This is a genomic window from Roseobacter sp. TSBP12 (genome assembly GCF_009129705.1).
GTDB lineage: Bacteria > Pseudomonadota > Alphaproteobacteria > Rhodobacterales > Rhodobacteraceae > Celeribacter > Celeribacter baekdonensis_A.
On the sequence record NZ_PYIB01000007.1, the window covers coordinates 20,131 to 37,889 of the forward strand.

General features: G+C 59.4%; 12 protein-coding genes and 1 pseudogene. 1 reads left to right on the top strand and 12 read right to left on the bottom strand.

The window, feature by feature from the left end:
- Nucleotides 1-68: 68 nt before the first annotated feature.
- From glmM to C8029_RS02620, 8 genes are all read right to left on the bottom strand, one after another.
- Nucleotides 69-1,415, bottom strand: a complete 1,347-nt coding sequence (gene glmM, locus C8029_RS02585) for a phosphoglucosamine mutase (RefSeq protein WP_152002173.1) — start codon at nt 1,413-1,415, stop codon at nt 69-71.
- Nucleotides 1,405-2,430, bottom strand: a complete 1,026-nt coding sequence (folP, locus tag C8029_RS02590) for a dihydropteroate synthase (RefSeq protein ID WP_009570906.1) — start codon at nt 2,428-2,430, stop codon at nt 1,405-1,407. Before folP ends, glmM begins: the two co-directional genes overlap by 11 nt.
- 8 nt (nt 2,431-2,438) lie before the next feature.
- The gene (locus C8029_RS02595; RefSeq protein ID WP_009570907.1) at nt 2,439-3,365 is read right to left on the bottom strand and encodes a dihydroneopterin aldolase; all 927 of its coding nucleotides are present in this window, start codon (nt 3,363-3,365) and stop codon (nt 2,439-2,441) included.
- A gap of 151 nt (nt 3,366-3,516) precedes the next feature.
- Nucleotides 3,517-4,206: a cell wall hydrolase gene (locus tag C8029_RS02600; protein WP_009570908.1), complete on the bottom strand. Its 690-nt coding sequence runs from the start codon at nt 4,204-4,206 to the stop codon at nt 3,517-3,519.
- Between the two features lie 201 nt (nt 4,207-4,407).
- Entirely contained in the window at nt 4,408-6,951 is a 2,544-nt protein-coding gene (locus C8029_RS02605; RefSeq protein ID WP_152002174.1) for a putative PEP-binding protein, read from the bottom strand.
- A gap of 99 nt (nt 6,952-7,050) precedes the next feature.
- Nucleotides 7,051-9,291 (bottom strand): glycine--tRNA ligase subunit beta, encoded by a 2,241-nt coding sequence (glyS, locus tag C8029_RS02610; RefSeq protein WP_152002175.1) that lies wholly within the window; start codon nt 9,289-9,291, stop codon nt 7,051-7,053.
- A 3-nt stretch (nt 9,292-9,294) separates the two neighbouring features.
- Nucleotides 9,295-9,822, bottom strand: a complete 528-nt coding sequence (locus C8029_RS02615; RefSeq protein WP_152002176.1) for a DUF6446 family protein — start codon at nt 9,820-9,822, stop codon at nt 9,295-9,297.
- Nucleotides 9,819-10,763, bottom strand: coding sequence for a glycine--tRNA ligase subunit alpha (locus tag C8029_RS02620; RefSeq protein WP_009570912.1), 945 nt, complete (start codon nt 10,761-10,763; stop codon nt 9,819-9,821). The genes C8029_RS02615 and C8029_RS02620 overlap by 4 nt, the downstream gene beginning before the upstream one ends.
- Nucleotides 10,764-11,020: 257 nt before the next feature.
- Between C8029_RS02620 and C8029_RS02625 the strand changes: the two genes are divergently transcribed.
- Complete coding sequence (locus C8029_RS02625) at nt 11,021-12,766, top strand: trypsin-like peptidase domain-containing protein (protein ID WP_009570913.1); 1,746 nt, start codon at nt 11,021-11,023, stop codon at nt 12,764-12,766.
- 75 nt (nt 12,767-12,841) lie between these two features.
- On the opposite strand, the gene C8029_RS02630 is transcribed toward C8029_RS02625, so the two are convergent.
- The 4 genes and pseudogenes from C8029_RS02630 to metZ form a co-directional block, all read right to left on the bottom strand.
- Nucleotides 12,842-13,579 (bottom strand): DUF998 domain-containing protein, encoded by a 738-nt coding sequence (locus C8029_RS02630; RefSeq protein WP_009570914.1) that lies wholly within the window; start codon nt 13,577-13,579, stop codon nt 12,842-12,844.
- Nucleotides 13,580-13,609: 30 nt separating this feature from the next.
- Complete coding sequence (locus C8029_RS02635) at nt 13,610-15,058, bottom strand: TrkH family potassium uptake protein (protein WP_040401875.1); 1,449 nt, start codon at nt 15,056-15,058, stop codon at nt 13,610-13,612.
- A gap of 55 nt (nt 15,059-15,113) precedes the next feature.
- On the bottom strand, nt 15,114-16,232 hold the full coding sequence (gene folE2, locus C8029_RS02640; RefSeq protein WP_009570916.1) for a GTP cyclohydrolase FolE2: 1,119 nt from the start codon (nt 16,230-16,232) through the stop codon (nt 15,114-15,116).
- 85 nt (nt 16,233-16,317) lie between these two features.
- A pseudogene (metZ, locus tag C8029_RS02645) lies at nt 16,318-17,525 on the bottom strand (O-succinylhomoserine sulfhydrylase).
- Nucleotides 17,526-17,759: the final 234 nt, after the last annotated feature.

A 17,759-nucleotide genomic window follows, 5' to 3' on the forward strand; every position in this document is an offset into this window, starting at 1 on the left:
AATACGATATATTATAAAAAAGGCGGCCTATTAAGCCACCTTTTCTTATCTTTATCCAACATATCGGCTTACCGCGTTGCGGTCTCAACCGCAGCCACCACCTGATCCACGGCTCCGGTCAGCACCGCCTCGCTGACGCTTTCCGCCATCACCCGGATCAACGGCTCTGTACCGGATTTACGGATCAACAACCGGCCATTGCCCGAAAGCTTGGCCTCCGCATCCGCGATCGCCGCCTTCACGCCGCTGTCGTCCAAAGGAAACTGCCCAGTGGCATAGCGCACGTTTTTCAAAAGCTGCGGCACCGGATCGAACACCTGTGACATCTCAGAGGCCTTTTTGCCGGTCTCAACCATAGCGGCCAGGAATTGCAGGCCCGCCAACAAACCGTCACCGGTCGTGGCATAATCGGTCATCACGATATGACCGGATTGCTCGCCGCCAAGGTTGAACCCGCCCTGACGCATCCGTTCGACCACATAGCGGTCGCCCACGGAGGTGCGTTCCAACCGGAGGCCCTCCGCCTCCAGGAACCGCTCCAACCCGAGGTTCGACATCACCGTTGCAACCAAAGCACCGCCCGCCAAACGGCCCTGATCGGCCCATGATTTGGCCATCAACCCCATAAGCTGGTCGCCATCAGCCACCTGCCCGGTCTCGTCCAAAATCATCACCCGGTCGGCATCGCCATCCAAGCAAATGCCAACATCCGCGCCATGTGCCACCACCGCTTCGGCGGCAGTTTGAACATAGGTCGAACCACAGTGATCGTTGATGTTGCGGCCATTGGGATGGGTGCCTACAGGGATCACTTCGGCACCCAATTCCCAAAGCACTTCAGGGGCGGTGCGATAGGCCGCGCCATTGGCGCAATCAATCACCACCTTGAGACCCGAAAGGGTCATCCCACGCGGCAGGGTGGATTTGACTCGTTCGTTATAGCGAAACCGACCATCGTCGATCCGTTTGGCGCGGCCGATATTGTCGGCCTGCGCCGGCTCAATATCGGTTTCCATCAGGCGTTCAATTTCAGTCTCGGCCTCGTCCGACAATTTGAACCCATCGGGGCCAAAAAATTTGATGCCATTGTCCTCAGCCGGGTTGTGCGAGGCGGAAATCATCACGCCGACATCAGCGCGCATCGAGGTGGTCAACATGCCCACGGCCGGGGTTGGCACCGGACCAAGCAGAAACACGTTCATGCCCGTCGAGGTAAACCCCGCCGTCATCGCGGTTTCAAACATGTAGCCCGACAGGCGCGTGTCCTTGCCAATCACCACGCGATGTTCGCGCGAACCATCGCGGCGGAAATAACGCCCCGCGGCGGCGCCAAGTTTCAGCGCCATCTCCGCCGTCATCGGTGCGGAGTTGGCCCGCCCACGCACACCATCCGTGCCAAAAAGTTTACGCGTCATGCTGACCTCCCTCGCCACTCACTGCCTGCCACAGGGCAAGCGCTTGTTTTGTCTCTTTGATATCGTGGACCCGCAGAATCTGAACTCCCTGCGCCACCGCGGCCAAGGCCACTGCGATGGAGCCCGGCGCGCGATCTCGCGGCGCTGGCGCCTGACCGATCCGGCCAATAAAGCCTTTGCGCGACACGCCCAAAAGCACACCGCATCCAAGCGCATGAAACAGCGAAATGCGCTGCAAAAGTGCAAGATTATGATCCTGAGATTTGCCAAATCCGATGCCCGGATCAACGAGAATGCGGGTGCGGTCAATGCCCGCCGCCTCTGCCACGGCAATCCGCGCCGCAAGGAAGTCATAGACATCCAACAGCACATTTTCATACTCGGGATGCTCTTGCATCACCTCCGGGTCCCCTTGGGCATGCATCAGGCACACAGGCGCGCCCGCTTGCGCCGTGACACTAGCCAAATCGGGATCATGGCAAAACGCATAGACATCATTGACCAAATCCGCTCCGGCGGCCAAGGCCGCAGCCGCCACAGGCGCTTTGCGCGTGTCGATGGAAATTGGCACCGATGAGCCCGCCCGAATGGCGGCAATCACCGGCGCGGTGCGGGTGATTTCGACCTCAGGGGCAATATAAGCCGCGCCCGGACGGGTGCTTTCGCCACCAATATCAAGGATATCCGCGCCCTCAGAGACCATCATCTGCGCCCGTGCCAGAGCGGCTTCGGGGGCGTCAAACAACCCGCCATCGGAGAAACTATCGGGTGTGACATTGAGAATGCCCATCAGGTTTGGCCGCGCAAGATCCAGCCCAGCCAAAGGCGCACGGGGAACGGTCAGGCGGGTTTTGACCTCCTCGGGCAGATCGGCGGCGGGAATGATCTGCGGCGGGGCTGTGCGCGACAACACCTCGACCTGCGAAAACCAGACCCAGCCCCCCGCAAGCGTCAAAGCGCCTGAGGGACGCGCAGGATCAATGGAGAGGATGGGACGATAATAGAGAGAGGACATCGCGAGGCTCACTTGGAAGCCGCAGGAAGCTGACAGGGACCAGCCAGATCAAGCGCATGCGCGCCGTCAATCGGGGTGTCCCCCAGCGTCAAAAGCGCGACTGCAGACATTTCTTGCGCCAACCACACGACCAGATCACCGACCTCGCCCTTTGGCCCGTGCACCGCATCGAGTACCATTTTTGACGGGGCCCAAACCGAGATATGGCCTTGGCGCGCCGCCCAATCAAGTTCGGTGCGCGAGGCACGCACCACACAACGCGGGTCACGGCCCGCAAGCGTCCACGCATTTTGTTCTATCGCCAAAAGGTCAATCCGCCGCTGCGCAGGCTTTGCCTCCGACTGCGGACGTTCGCTCAACGGCAGGCCAACCGTGACAATCACCGGACGCGGGTCGGCATCCATCGCGTCGATCCAAGCCGTAAGATTTGGATGGGACAACGCCTCAGGCGAAAGATGCACAATCACCGGATGCGGCACGGGTGTCACACTCTGCGCGCTTATGGGGTGATCCGTGGCGGGGTCAGAACTGCGCACAATTTCAACGCCCAAAGCGCCCGGCCCCCGGTCCAGTTTTTCGATGCGGACAAAGACCCGAAACGCGCGCGGCTCGGACAGGATGCGCAGGGCAATGCGTTCGGCCAGAGTTTCCAACAGGTTGAGACGCTCTGCGGCTAATTCGATCTGAATGGCCTCGGTCAGTCGATCATAGGACAGGATGCGGTCGACATCGTCGTCAATGGGGCCACTGACCGGCGTCAATTCAACCACCACGTTGAACACCACCCGTTGCCGCACGCCGCGCTCGGCCTGAAAGGCACCGATTTCGACCTCGACCACATGATCGCGCAGGGAAATTCGGTCATGTGGAGCCTCTGCGGCGGTGGCGCTGGCGCGCACTTCGGGATGCTCAAAGGCCTGTCGGATCTCGGACACGTTTGGGTCTTTCGTGGTTATTTTCGCCTTGCTACAATTATTTTCCCGGCGCGTCCAAGGCCAATGTCCCTTTCGCCCCTCACCTCGCTGCGAACGGCAAAACCCCGCCGTTTTACCGGCGGGGTCTGAAACAAATCCGTGATCTGCGCTGTTAGACTTTGGGTTTGCGATAGAAATAGTGAACCCCGATCTGCGCCGTGCGGGCGAATTTGCGCGCCCAGCTCGGCGTCACCGCACGGGTATGATAAAATGTGGCCCCTTCGGTGAGCGGGCGCGGCGCACCATCCAACATCAGGCGGGCGACCTTGCTGACCCGATCCCATGCCGCCGGCTCTGAAATCACTTCGGCGCGGCCATCGCAGGTATAGGTGAATTGGCACTGGTATTTTTTGCCGGTACCCTGATGGATGACGCCACAAACGGTGTTCGGGAAGGCCGGAGAAGACACGCGGTTGAGGATCACTTCGGCCACGGCAAACTGACCTTTGACGCTTTCGCCGCGGGCCTCGAAATACAGCGCCTCAGACAGACACTGCCATTGCTCGCCACCCGTCGCTTTGGGCTGTTGCAACAAGAACGCGTCGGAATACTCGACGCTCACGGGGGGCGTCGGCTTTGGCTTCGGCTTGAAGCTGGCCAGCAACCGTTCGATCGCATCCGCATCGACATTTTTCAAACCGTTGCGCTCTTGGTCCAAAAGCGCCGTCAGCGGCAGGCCAAGCGCGAGGCTTGGGTCGTTTGACGAGCTGAGTTTGACGTCAGCCTGGCCTGCACCGGGAAGGGCGCAAAGGCCAAGTGTAGCCACAAGCGCAAGCGCCGTCAGCTTGTTTAAGGATCTCATTTATCCCTCCATTGCGCCCAACCTTTAGGCCTCACGGGGTGTCATTCGAACGGCGGGATAGGGTAATTTTCCTCAAAGGTCCAGTCTAGGGCGTTCCAGCGGGTTTCTGGACAGTCAAGACACAGTTGTAAAAACCCATAAAATTCTCAAAAAACGGCCAATAAGAGCCTTTATTTTCAGCAACTTGAAAGCCGACTGTGATCACTTTGCCTCTTCGGCGACAAGTTGCGCAGCGGCAAGGCGGGCAACCGGCACGCGGAACGGTGAACAGGACACATAATCCAACCCAATGGCCCGACAGAAGGCGATAGATTCGGGGTTACCGCCATGTTCGCCACACACCGCCACGGTGAGGTCCGGACGGCTCGAACGCCCGCGCTCTGTCCCAATCCGCAACAACTCCCCCACCCCTTCAACATCCAGCGAATGGAACGGGTCTTCGGGGAACACACCCTGTTGCACATAGGCGTTCATAAACCGCCCCGCATCATCGCGCGACAGGCCATAGGCCATCTGTGTCAGATCGTTGGTGCCAAAGGACAGGAAATCGGCGTGTTGGGCGATGTCATGGGCGCGCAACGCGGCGCGCGGCGTTTCAACCATCACCCCAAGCCGATAGGTAAAGGCCGCACCGGTTTCGTTTTTCACCGCAGCCGCCACCCCGTCGATCTGGGTTTTGACAATCTCCACCTCACGGCGTGCCGACACCAGCGGGATCATGATCTCGGGCACCACAGGCGCGCCATGTTTGGACGCCTCCACTGTGGCCTCAAAAATCGCCCGCGCTTGCATCTCGTAAATCTCGGGGAAGGTGATGCCCAAACGCACACCGCGCATCCCCAACATCGGATTGAACTCGGACAGCCATTCGATCCGGCGCGTCACATCAGAGAGCGGCAGATCGAGCGCTTCGGCCAGTTCCTTGGCCCCTTCGCGATCCGAGGGCAGAAATTCATGCAGCGGCGGATCAAACAGCCGGATGCACACGGGCAAGCCTTCCATGATCCGAAACAGCTCAATGAAATCAGACCGTTGCATCGGCAACAGCCGGGCGATGGCTTCGGAGCGATCTTCGTGTGCGGAGGCGAAAATCATTTCGCGCATCACCGTCAAACGGTCCGCCTCAAAGAACATATGCTCAGTCCGGCACAGCCCGATACCTTCGGCCTTGAAGTCGCGCGCCATGGCGGCGTCTGCTGGCGTGTCGGCGTTGGCGCGCACGCCCAAATCGCGGATCGCGTCGGCCCATTCCATCAATTGCAAATACCAATGGTCCTTCACCGGCGGCAACATTTGCGCCTCCCCGACCAGGGCCTCGCCTGCCGAACCATCGAGGGTCAAAATGTCCCCCTCGGCCAGTTTGCGCCCGTCTTCCAAGGTCAGCGTGCGTTCGCGCGTGTTGATGCGGATCGACGCGCCGACCACACAGGGCACGCCCATGCCACGCGCGATCACCGCCGCGTGCGAGGTCACGCCGCCGCGTTCGGTCAAAATGCCGACCGAGGAATGCATGCCGCGGATGTCTTCGGGCGTGGTTTCGCGCCGCACAAGGATGCAGGGCTCACCGCGCGCCTCATAGGTTTGCGCCACCGTGGAGTTGAACACGATCCGACCAACCGCGCCACCCGGCGAGGCGGCGATGCCTTTGGCGATCACATCTCGCGGGGCGTTTGGATCGACTTGGGGGTGGAGCAATTCGGTCAACGAGCGTGGCGGCACCCGCAAAATCGCATCTTCGTGCGAAATAATCCCGTCTTCGGCCAATTGCACGGCGATTCGCAGCGCAGCCCGCGAACTGCGTGGCACCCGCACCGCGTCCAGCACGCTCAATTTCCCACCCGAAATGGTGAATTCCACCTGCATCTCTTCGCGCAGCCGTTGACGGCAGAGTTTGCTCATCTCAACCAATTCGGCAAAGAGTTTCGGCTGTTCTTCCTCAAGCGACGGGCCACGCACGTCCTGCGTCAGGTACATCGCGTTGCTCTGTGCCGAGAGCGCCTCGCGCCCCTGTGCCTGACGTTTGTAGCGCCCTTTGATCAACGGCGCGCCGGTCGTGGCATCGACAAGCTGCATCACCCCCGCCCCGGATTCGTCCGGCCCAATGCCCAAGGACATCGCCTGAACGATCAAGCCAAGTCCGGCATCCGCAGGCGCGCCTTTGGCCTGACGCAACAGCCGTGCGGTCGTGCCCTCCCACGCGCGCGCCATCGAACGCAACACCTGCCCCAATTGAAACGCCGGATCTTGCGGGAACGGATCGCCGGTCTCGTCTTCATGGGCGCTCAGAGCCGATTTCAAAGCGTCGGACACCGACATAGACGCGTCAAATTCGAACACTTCCGGGTCCAAACGCTCGACATGCACGGCATAAGATTGCACGAATCGAAGATAAAGCGCGTCCGCCGCCTCTGGACCGTGGGTTTTGGTCAGCTCGGCGTGGCGGGCATCATTCATCCCGATGTTGAGAATGGCGCCGGGGCCGCCCCAATCGGGGTCCTCGGACGAGGGCCGCACAGAGAGCAGTGGCGCATCGCCAAACACCCGCAACAGCGCATGTTTGTCGAACGTCTGCCCTTCGGCCAGCCGGTGCACCGCATCAAAGCTCAGTGCGATGGTTTCAGGCACGGGGAGATCAAGCCGGATCAAACGCTGAAGGCATTTCGCCCGCCCGCCATGGGTGTTCACGGCAATCGGAGCGACGCGGCGGATGCGGGTAAACCCGAGGTTTTCATTGTCTTGCTGCACTGCGGCACTCCCTTTGTGGCGCAGGGTACGCTTGGGGAGGGCGTGAGCGCAACTGAAAGGTTTGCGCTCACATCAAATGTTGCAGCCTCAGAGCCGGGTTTAGCCCTCTAGCTTGGTCAGGTCAGCGACAGAGAGGCAAATGTCGCGAATACGACCCAAAAGGTTCAAGCGATTGCGGCGCAGGATGTCATTGTCGGCATTGACCTGAACCGCCTCAAAGAACCCATCCACCGCTGGGCGCATCGCGGCCATGGCGGACATGGCGGCGGCGAAATCCTCAATCTCCATCGCGGGTTTGATCGCGGCTTCGGCGGTGTCGAGTGCGGCAAACAACGCCTTTTCTGCATCGTTTTCGGCAAATTTGATGTCCGGGCCAAAGGAATATTCGACGCCATCTTTCTCCTCGGCCTGGGTGAGGATGTTGTTGGCGCGTTTGAAGCCTTGGATCAGGTTTTTGCCATCTTCGGTGGCCAGTGTTTCCGAGAGCGCGCGGGCGCGTTTGACCAGAAGCGTGATGTCGTCGGCCCCGTCCATCGCGAGACAGGCGTCGATCACGTCATGGCGGATGCCTTCGTCACGCAGGAAGACTTTCAGGCGGTCATGGAAGAACGCGAGCAGATCCTCGGACGTATCGGGTACAGTGCCCGCCGCCGAAATCACTGCATCCTTTTGCGCCTCAGACAGCTTGTCTGCAATCGCCTCGAACGCTGCGCCGAACACGCCATGTTCCGCGATCTCTTCGAGAATTTCTTTCAGAGTGTCGATGATACCGTCATTCTCGTCCGCTTCGGCAATCTTGTGCTCCAGAAGTTGCGCATCGACAAAACGGTCGAGGTTCAGACGCACGTTGTTTGTAATCAACAGGCGGATCACCCCCAACGCTGCCCGGCGCAGCGCGAACGGGTCTTTCGATCCCGTGGGTTTCTCGTCAATCGCCCAGAAGCCTGTCAGCGTGTCGAGCTTGTCGGCCAAAGCCACGGCGACGGAGACCGGGTCGGTCGGCACATCGTCTGAGGGCCCAAGCGGCGAGTAGTGGTCGCGGCAGGCATCTGCGATGGCGTCCGACAGCCCGGCTTTCTTGGCGTAGTAGCGCCCCATGATGCCTTGCAGCTCGGGGAACTCATAGACCATTTCAGAGGACAGATCGGCCTTGGCGACTTTCGCGGCCAATTCCGCTTCATCCGCATCGGCCCCAACGATGGGCGCGATTTCGCGGGCCAAGGCGGCGATGCGGGCAATGCGTTCGGACTGCGAGCCAAGTTTGTTGTGGAAGGTGACATTGGCCAAGGGCGCGCCCATGGCCTCAAGGCCCTTATTGTCTTTGGCGCGCTCCACCGTGCGCACGTCATTTTCCCAAAAGAATTTCGCATCTGAGAGGCGCGCGGAGAGCACCTTTTGATTGCCCGCCAAAATCGTCGCACCGTTGTCCGCCGTTTCGCGGTTGGCCACAGTAACGAATTTCTCGATCCGACCGGTTTTGGGATTGCGCACGGAGAAGAATTTTTGGTGTTCTTTCATCGAAGTCTGAAGCACCTCGGGCGGCAGACCAAGGAAAGCGTCGTCAATATCGCCCATCAACACGACGGGCCATTCGATCAGCCCCGCGACCTCGGCCAAAAGGCCTTTGTCGTCCACGACTTCCAGACCCTGCGCAAAGGCTTGGGTGGTGGCGTCCTGCCAAATATGATCAGCACGCTCAACCGGGTCCAAGACCACGAAATTCTGTTTGAGTTTTGCGACATAGCCGTCAAAGTTCGACACCTTGAACGATCCTTTGGACATAAACCGATGACCCCAAACGGTATTGCCCGCAGTGATCCCGTCGATCTCCAACGGCACGACGTCTGCGCCCTCCTCAGAGGACAAGATGCAAACGATAGAGTGCAGCGGTCGCACCCATTTCAGGCTGCCATTGCCCCAACGCATGGACTTGGGCCACGGGAAAGTGCGGATCGTGTTTTCCAAAACCTCGGCCACAATCTCCGCGGCCGGACGGCCCGGCTTGGTGATCTTGGCGACATAGACCTGGCCTTTTTTCTCATCGCGGATGTCCAAATCATCCTTGGTCACACCCGCGCCACGCAGGAAGCCATCAAGCGCCTTTTCCGGCGCATCCACACGAGGACCTTTGCGCTCTTCAACCGTGGTCGGCGAGGCGGCCAACAGCCCCTCAATGGACAAGGCCAAACGGCGTGGCGTGGCGAACGCACCGGCAGAGGCATAGGTCAGACCCGCCTCAACCAGACCGTTGGTGACAAGGGATTTCAAATCCTCAGAAGCGCGCTTTTGCATCCGCGCCGGGATTTCCTCAGAGAAGAGTTCGATCAGCAAATCGGGCATGGATCAGTTTCCTTCTGGCGCGGGGGGACAATCCGCAGGCGCGGGATCGCCGTCAAACACGGCCGCGCCACAATGGTTGATTTGGTTCCAGGCATAGCCGCGCCCGTCCGGGTAAACGGCGACCACACGGTCGATGCCGTAGGGGGCGTTTTCTTCGCCCAGAAACGCCACGGCGGTCCCGGCTTCGATGTCAGCGCCAATGCGCCCGGCGTCAAAACAGTCAAACCATTTCTGCGCCACCAAAGGGGCCGCGTCCGTATAGGGTTTGAAGGTCTCGGTCATCATTGGCAGCGAGAGCGGCGTGGTGAAACAAGCGCGGAATTTGATCGGCGAGGTGTCGGCGTCGATGCCGTTGAAATCCTCGGCCAAGATGTCCTCAGTCACGCCATCAAACGTGGTCAGGCGCACGGTGGCGGCGGGGGCATTGGCGTCGATCGGTTTATAATAGGCGTAGATTTGCGAGTAATAGAGACCCGCGCCAAAAACGATTGCTGTCAACACGATGCCACCTGCGACGAATTTACCATTCATTGCGCTGCTGCCTCGGGGGCATATCCACCCGCCGTGGTTTGCACGAAGGCATCGGCACAGGCCTTGGCCAAGGTGCGCACGCGCCCGATATAGGCCTGACGTTCGGTGACCGAGATCACGCCGCGTGCGTCCAACAGGTTGAACAGATGCGAGGCCTTGATGCATTGGTCATAAGCCGGGTGGACCATGATGATGCGCTTGCCGGTTTTCGGGTCCTGTGCATCATTCGCCAGCAAAGCATGGCATTCGGCCTCCGCCTCTTCGAAATGTTTGAGCAACATCTCGGTGTTGGCGGCGTCAAAGTTGTGGCGCGAATATTCTTCTTCGGTCTGTTTAAAGATGTCGCCGTAAGTGAGCGGGATCGGCGATTGCGGGTCGTTGAACGGCATGTCCATGACGTGATCAATGCCCAAAACATACATCGCCAGACGCTCCAACCCGTAGGTCAACTCGCCCGAGACAGGACGGCAATCATGGCCGCCGACCTGTTGGAAATAGGTGAACTGCGACACTTCCATGCCGTCACACCAGACCTCCCAGCCCAGCCCCCACGCGCCAAGGGTGGGAGATTCCCAGTCATCCTCGACAAAGCGAATGTCATGCAAATCAGTGTCGATGCCGATGGCTTTCAAAGAGCCAAGATAGAGGTCCTGAAGATCGGGCGGGCTTGGTTTGATCAGCACCTGGTACTGATAATAATGCTGCAAACGGTTCGGGTTTTCGCCATAGCGGCCATCGGTCGGACGACGCGACGGCTGAACATAGGCGGCGGCCCAAGGCGTTGTGCCGAGCGAGCGCAGGGTCGTGGCCGGGTGAAAGGTCCCCGCTCCCACTTCCATGTCATAAGGTTGCAAAATGGCACAGCCCTTTGCGGCCCAATAGGCCTGAAGCCGTAGGATGATCTCCTGAAAGGAGCGCGGTTTTTCGGTCATCTCAGACATGGAGTACTCTCAGCCTTCGGAGCTTGGGAAACGCGGCTTCTCACTAGCCAAGAGCCGACGGGGCGTCAATCGAAAGGGGCGCCCACACGCGCATCTCGGCTGCATTCTGGCACATTCAGGCGGATTTGCCTGCCACACCTGACTTTTTTCCGTCATATCTCACCGGGTTGTTTGTTGACCTTCCTGTAAAACATGGTTTCTTTGCGAAAAGTTACAAGAATTGGGCCAAGCCCAGTCATCAGCAAGTAAGGGTTTCTATGCATAGGTTTTTCGCCGCAGTCCCATTTGGACTTGCCGCCACGTTGTCTTTCACTGCGGCCAACGCCCAACAATGGATTCAGGTCGAAGCCCAGCCGACCCTGACCCAAGCCACCGACGCGGCGCAAGGCTATGCCGCAAAACTGCCAAATGTGGTGGGGTTTAACCTTCCGGGCCGCTGGCATGCCATCGCATTGGGCCCCTACGCGACCGAGGCGGAGGCCGAAGACGCCCGCCGCGCCCTGCGCGCCCAAGGCATCATTCCCGGCGACAGCTATCTGACCGAAGGCGACCGCTTTCAACAACCGTTTTGGCCCGTGGGCGTCAATGTCGCGACCCTGACCCCGGCGGCCCCCGCTGAAACGGCTGCGCCTGTGACCGAACAGGTCGTTGAGACCGCGATGACCCCGGTGGAGATCGACGAAACCCCGGCCCAAGCCCGGCAATCCGAACGCGATCTGGACCGTCCGTCACGCGAGGCGTTGCAACGTGCGTTGAAATTCGCGGGTGTGTATAATTCCGGCATCGACGGCGCTTTTGGCCCCGGCACGCGGCGCGCCATGTCCGACTGGCAGGCCGCCAATGGCTATGACGTCACCGGCGTGTTAACCACCCGCCAACGCGGTGCGGTTTTGGCCGCCTATAACACCGTGATCGACAGCCTGTCCTTGGCCCCCGTCACCGACGATGTAGCAGGCATTGCCATCACCCTGCCCACCGGCATGGTGGGCTTTGATGCCTACACGCCGCCCTTTGCCAAATACTCTGCCAAAAACGGTTCCAATGTTCAGGTCATGTTGATCTCGCAAACCGGCGATGAGGCGACGTTGGGCGGGCTCTATGAGATCATGCAGACGCTTGAGATCGTCCCCATGGATGGCCCACGCAACCGCGACAGCACATCCTTCACCCTGACCGGGATGAATGCCAACATCGTCTCACACACCGAGGTGCGGTTGGCAAATGGAACGGTCAAAGGCTGGACCCTGATTTGGCCAGCAGGGGACGAACAACGCCGCGAGATGGCGCTTGCCGCGATGAAAGCCTCTTTCACCCCGATCGACGGCGTGCTGCCCGATGCCTATGGCAACGGCGCCACGCAGGACATCGACCTGATGGCTGGGCTTGAGATTCGCCGTCCTGAGGCCGCCGGAAGCGGCTTTTACGTCAATGCCTCCGGCGCGGTTTTGACCTCCGCCGCTCTGGTGGCGCAGTGTACGAAAATCACCTTGGACGACAGCTATGAGGCCACGGTCACCGCGACCCAAGGCGGTATGGCGCTTTTGACCCCCACCGAGCCTCTCGCCCCCCTCTCTGTCGCCCAATTCGACAGCCACTTGCCTCGGCTTCAGTCCGAAGTGTCTGTGTCTGGCTTTGCCTATGAGGGCCGCCTCGGCGCGCCGACCCTGAACTATGGGCTGATGGCCGAGCACAAAGGCTTGAACGGCGAAGAGGATTTGTTGCGTTTGGCGATGACCACGCTGCCGGGCGAAGCGGGCGGGCCGCTTTTGAACGGTCAAGGCGCGGTCATCGGCATGTTGGTGGACAAAGACGCCATCTCCGAGTCTCAAGCGCGCACCCTGCCCGGTGATGTCGCCTTTGCCTATGACATGGAAAAGCTCGCGACCTTCCTCTCAAACAATGGCATCGCCGTGTCGGCCTCGGACGCGGCGCGCGATATGTCGGATAGCGAACTGGTCACGGTGGGCCGCGATTTGACGGTCTTGGTGAGCTGCTGGAACTAAGTCAGCCCCCTCGTAAAATCGAAAGCCCCGCACATTTTGCGGGGCTTTTTTATGGGATGCGTAGCTATGCGCGCTTTAGGCACCGGGGACGATTTTGCGCATCAACCGGATCGCGGATTGATCCGCCTTGCCTTTGGTCAACCACGCCAAAGCGAAAATCCAAACGCCCAAGGCCTCGCCCCAGAAAATCAGATTGTGCCGAGAGACAAACTCCGCCGCCGCCTCACCGCCCAAACGCCCCGCCAAAAAGGCGGAGGTGATCAACACCAGCGTCGCCAAAATGCCGTAGCCACAGGCGCGGTAAATGCGGCGGCGGGCCAGGTCAGAGGTTTTGGGGAACTGCACCAAACAGAACACCACAAGACAGAGGAAAAACACCACAGCAGAGATATTATGCACCCAGGCCGATGGTCCGGTGTGGACCAGAATTTGGGTCACGGTGCGCTCCGGCACGACACAGCTCTCAGTCTTCACAGGACAATCTTCGAGCGATGGGAACACCGAGACCATCAGGGCGGAGAGGCCCGAGATCCGGGCCAGCACCAGATCAGAGAACCGCTCATCTGAGCGCCGCGCGTAACCTTTGTAGGAGATCAGGAACACGCCAATGGCCCAAAGCGCGCCGACAAAAACCTCGCGCAAAGGCGAGAAAAAGTAGTTGGACAGGCTGTCACGCAGGCTGCCCTCCACCCCCACCCCACCAAGGATCAAACTCAATGGCAGCAAAAGCGCAACAGCGCCAAGCGCTTGGCGCACACGATGGTAACTCATCACATGCGGGTCAGTGTCGGGCGTATTCGGTGTCTCAGACATGCGTGGTCTCCCAAGCGTTGTGTGGGGGAATTATGACCGCCAAAACCGGATGGTAAACAGTGCAAAGACCGACATAACCTCAAGCCGCCCGACCAACATGGCAAGGGCCAAGACCCATTTTGCCGGATCATTGAGCGAGGCGAAGTTGCCCGAAGGCCCGATGATGTCCCCGAGCCCCGGCCCGACACAGGCCAGTGCCGTGGCCGCGCCCGAAATCGCAGTCACAAGATCCAATCCGGTCGCCGCCAAAAGTACCGACGTGATGCCCAATGTGACGATGAAAAATGAGAAAAACGCCATCACCGAGGAGAGTACATCCTCAGACACCGGGCGGCCTTGGTAGCGCGGGGTGAAGACGCCGTTTGGGCTGTGAATTTTACGAATTTGCGCCCGCATCGAGGCAAACAATAGCTGATAGCGAAAGATTTTGACCGAGCACGCCGTCGATCCCGCGCAACCACCGATCAGGCCGATGAAAAAGAACGCAACGGCGGGAAAGGCGCCCCAAAGCTGGTAATCGACCGAGGCATAGCCGGTGCCAGAAATGATCGAGGTGACGTTGAAAATCCCTTCGCGAAAGGAGTGTTCGAAATGGTCCTCGTTGACGATCAGCCGGTAGATCGCGAAACACAGGGTCAGGCCAAAAATCACCGCCAAATAGGCGTGGATTTGGGTGTCGCGCCAAAACGGCCTGGCACTGCCCGCGATCAATTGCACATAGCGCACGAAGGGCAAGCTGGCGAGGATCATGAAGAAAGATGAGACATATTCCGCCGGGCCTTGGAAGGCTCCGAAAGAGGCGTCTCGGGTTGAGAACCCGCCGGTGGAGAGCGTGGTCAGCGCGTGGTTGATCGCGTCAAACCCGCTCATCCCCACCACCAGATAGGCGATAAAACAGGCCACGGTGAGCCAGACGTAAATCACCGAAATCCGCGAGGCGATTTCGGCGGCGCGGGGCAGGACTTTGCCATCCGTATCAAAGGCTTCGGAGCGAAACACCTGCATCCCGCCGACTTTGAGTTCGGGCAGGAACACCATGGCGACGACGATGATCCCGATGCCGCCGAACCATTGCAACATCGACCGCCAGAGCAACAGCCCCTCAGGCAGATCGTCCAGACCGGAGAACACCGTGGAGCCGGTGGTGGTCATCCCCGACATCGCCTCAAAAAACGCGTCCGTAAACCCGGCCTCGGTCGCGCCGAGCATAAAGGGGATGCCACCGAAGATCGGCAAGATGAGCCAGATCAGCGTGGTCAAAAGGAACATTTGTTGAATGGAGAGGCCTTCGGATTTGCCATTGGCACAAGCCAAAGCCATGGACACGCCCGCCACGGTGGTGACCACGCCCGCCTCCAAAAACACGCCCCATTCGGCATTGCCATAGGCCAGATCGACCAACAACGGGATCACCATCGTCAGCCCCAAAAGGGCCACGAGCGTTCCGACTACATATCCTACAGGCCGCAGATCCGTCATAGCGGCAAGGCTTGGCTGGCCAAAGTGCGCATGTCAAGAACGCGCAGCGTAACGATCATCCAACGTGAAAAAGTGTGGCAAAGAGTTTCGGATCAATACTTTGCGCCGCGAACGTGTCGCCCTCGGTCAGAACCGACACCGCATCATGGGAATGCAGGCTTTCCTGATGCGAGGCAATGATGCGAAAATCGCCGATCCGGTGGTCATGTTCGAGATTTTGCGCAAACAGCCGCGCCGCATCTTCTACGAAAATCGGATTGGCGGCGTTGAGTTCGGCAAAGGCCTGTTCGTCTTCGCGTTTGACCATGACCTGCGTCTCGGTCGGCACAGCCGCACGGCACAGATCAATCAGGTCTTCAAACCAAAGGGTGTCCGTCTGGTCGCGCACCTCGACCGAAATCCGCGCCACGGAGCGTTGTGAATGTGGTGTGGCCAATTGGTGCCGGGTGCGGCGCGCATGTTCGGAAAGTTCAAGAGAACAGGGGCAGGTGGAGCTATACACATAGTCCAAATGCATGATTTCTGTTATTTTCCCTTTGGTCTCCACCAGTTCCAAAGCGATGTCGTAATACTGATACCCGCTCAGCCCAGAGCGCAGCGAGGCGCGTTTGACCGGGAAGGAAAACCGCATCTGAATGCGCGCATCGAAACTGTTGAGATCGGCTTTGTAATCGCGCAGCGCGGCTTGGATCACGTCAAAGGAAAACGTGCGCTCGGAATGTTTGTAAAAGGAGCGCATGATCCGGGACATGTTGATGCCCTTTTTCTCCGCATCCAAACTGACCGTGCCCGTGACCGAGGTCTCAAGTGTCAGATCGCCCCCCGCATCATGGCTGTCACGCGTGTGAAACCGGATCGGCAGGCGAAAATTCGAAATCCCGACATGCTGAATCTGACGTTTCGCGCCTTTGATCAGGCTTTCAGGTCCGTTTTGCAGATCGGGCAGTGTGTCGCGATAGGCCTCCGAGGCCTCGAAATCCTCAGGGTAGGCGCGCCGCAGCGCCGGGTAATTGGCGAAATCATCCGCCTCCGGCAAAAGCCGCGAAATCGCCGGGTCAAGTTCGGCCACCTCGGTCGGCGTGGCGCGGGTCGCCCAGTCACGCAAAACGGCCAAAGCCGCCTCGGCTTTGGCCCGCTCCGATGAGGTCTCAAGATCGCTTGGGTACATGTTCATGGGCACTCCCCCAAAAGGCTGTTTCGGTTGATATAGGGCGTCTTGCGCCCGTTACCAACAGATACGTGGGAGAAACACCACCAGATCACAACGCATCCAAAGCCGCACGCAGATCAGCGATCAAATCATCAGGGTCTTCAAGCCCAAGCGACACGCGGACCATGCCGGGCGTGATGCCCAACGTGTCTTTCTGCTCTTGCGGCAGGCGTTGGTGCGTGGTGGTCGCCGGGTGGGTGACGATGGATTTGGCATCCGCGAAATTGTTGGAGATGGTAAAAATCTCCAAGGCATTCAGAAACTTAAAGCAAGCCTCCTTGCCGCCCTTGACGTCAATCGTCAAGACGGTGCCGCCCGCCTCCGCTTGCGACTTGGCCAGATCATATTGCGGGTGGGCTTTGTGGGTTGGATAACGCACAGCATTGAGCGCCGAGTGCCCATCGAGCGCATCGGCCACGGCCAAAGCCGTCGTCGCCTGTTGCCGCACGCGAAGGTCGAGCGTTTCCATCGACTTGAGTTGCACCCAGGCATGGAACGGGCTCATCGCGCCGCCAGTGTGTTTGAGATAGGCCTCAATCGGCCCCCGGATCAGATCGCGTGAACCGCAAATCATCCCGCCCAAACACCGTCCCTGCCCGTCCACATGTTTCGTGGTGGAATAGACCGACAAATCCGCGCCCGCCTCCGCGGCATAGGAGAAGATCGGCGTGCACATGGCGTTGTCGACCACGACTTTGGCACCGACCGCATGGGCCAGATCGCACACGGCTTTGAGGTCGATCACCTCCAAAGTCGGATTGGAAATACTTTCAAGGAAGACCAGCGCCGTGTCGGGGCGAATGGCCGCGCGCCACGCCTCCAGATCAGTGCCATCGACCAAGGTGATCTCAACGCCGAAACGTCCCAGAACCTCTTCGAGAATATAGAGACAGGAGCCAAAGAGCGCACGCGACGACACGACATGATCCCCGGCTTTGAGCAAAGCCATGAGCGCGCCATTGACAGCGGCCATGCCAGAGGCACAGGCAAACGCGTCCTCATAGCCTTCCAAAGAGGCCATGCGATCTTCGAACATGCGGGTGGTGGGGTTGCCGTAGCGGGCGTAGATAAACTCATCCTCGCCCAGCGACACAAACCGTTCTTCCGCCGCCTCAGCCGTGTCATAGACAAAGCCTTGGGTTAGAAAAAGGGCCTCGGACACTTCGCCATATTGCTGCGCCGAATGCCTTCATGCACGAGTTTCGTGCGGGTTTTCCACCCCGTGGTGTTCTTGGTATTGCTCTTCGCGTTGCTCATTTCACGGTTCCTTTCCGCCAACAAAAAAGCCCCCTCTCGATCAAGAGCGGGGGCGCGGCGGGTCATCCAACCCAGCGTCTCGTCCTGACCTCTTTAGCGGAATATTTTCGACGTACCCGTAGTTAAGAGCACCCCTGTGGCCCGCAATCCGGAGAACAAATCGCCACATCTGGTGGGGTACAAACACTGCGACACTCTGTCAACTGCGTGCGGCACCGTTAACAAAGATTCACT

Excerpts from the sequence above, each read along its gene's own strand:
- folE2 (WP_009570916.1), bottom strand. The coding sequence starts at position 16,232 with ATGAACATGTACCCAAGCGATCTTGAGACCTCATCGGAGCGGGCCAAA.
- C8029_RS02600 (WP_009570908.1), bottom strand. The coding sequence starts at position 4,206 with ATGAGATCCTTAAACAAGCTGACGGCGCTTGCGCTTGTGGCTACACTT.
- C8029_RS02620 (WP_009570912.1), bottom strand. The coding sequence starts at position 10,763 with ATGTCTGAGATGACCGAAAAACCGCGCTCCTTTCAGGAGATCATCCTA.
- C8029_RS02635 (WP_040401875.1), bottom strand. The coding sequence starts at position 15,058 with ATGACGGATCTGCGGCCTGTAGGATATGTAGTCGGAACGCTCGTGGCC.
- C8029_RS02625 (WP_009570913.1), top strand. The coding sequence starts at position 11,021 with ATGCATAGGTTTTTCGCCGCAGTCCCATTTGGACTTGCCGCCACGTTG.
- C8029_RS02630 (WP_009570914.1), bottom strand. The coding sequence starts at position 13,579 with ATGTCTGAGACACCGAATACGCCCGACACTGACCCGCATGTGATGAGT.
- folP (WP_009570906.1), bottom strand. The coding sequence starts at position 2,430 with ATGTCCTCTCTCTATTATCGTCCCATCCTCTCCATTGATCCTGCGCGT.
- C8029_RS02615 (WP_152002176.1), bottom strand. The coding sequence starts at position 9,822 with ATGAATGGTAAATTCGTCGCAGGTGGCATCGTGTTGACAGCAATCGTT.
- glyS (WP_152002175.1), bottom strand. The coding sequence starts at position 9,291 with ATGCCCGATTTGCTGATCGAACTCTTCTCTGAGGAAATCCCGGCGCGG.
- glmM (WP_152002173.1), bottom strand. The coding sequence starts at position 1,415 with ATGACGCGTAAACTTTTTGGCACGGATGGTGTGCGTGGGCGGGCCAAC.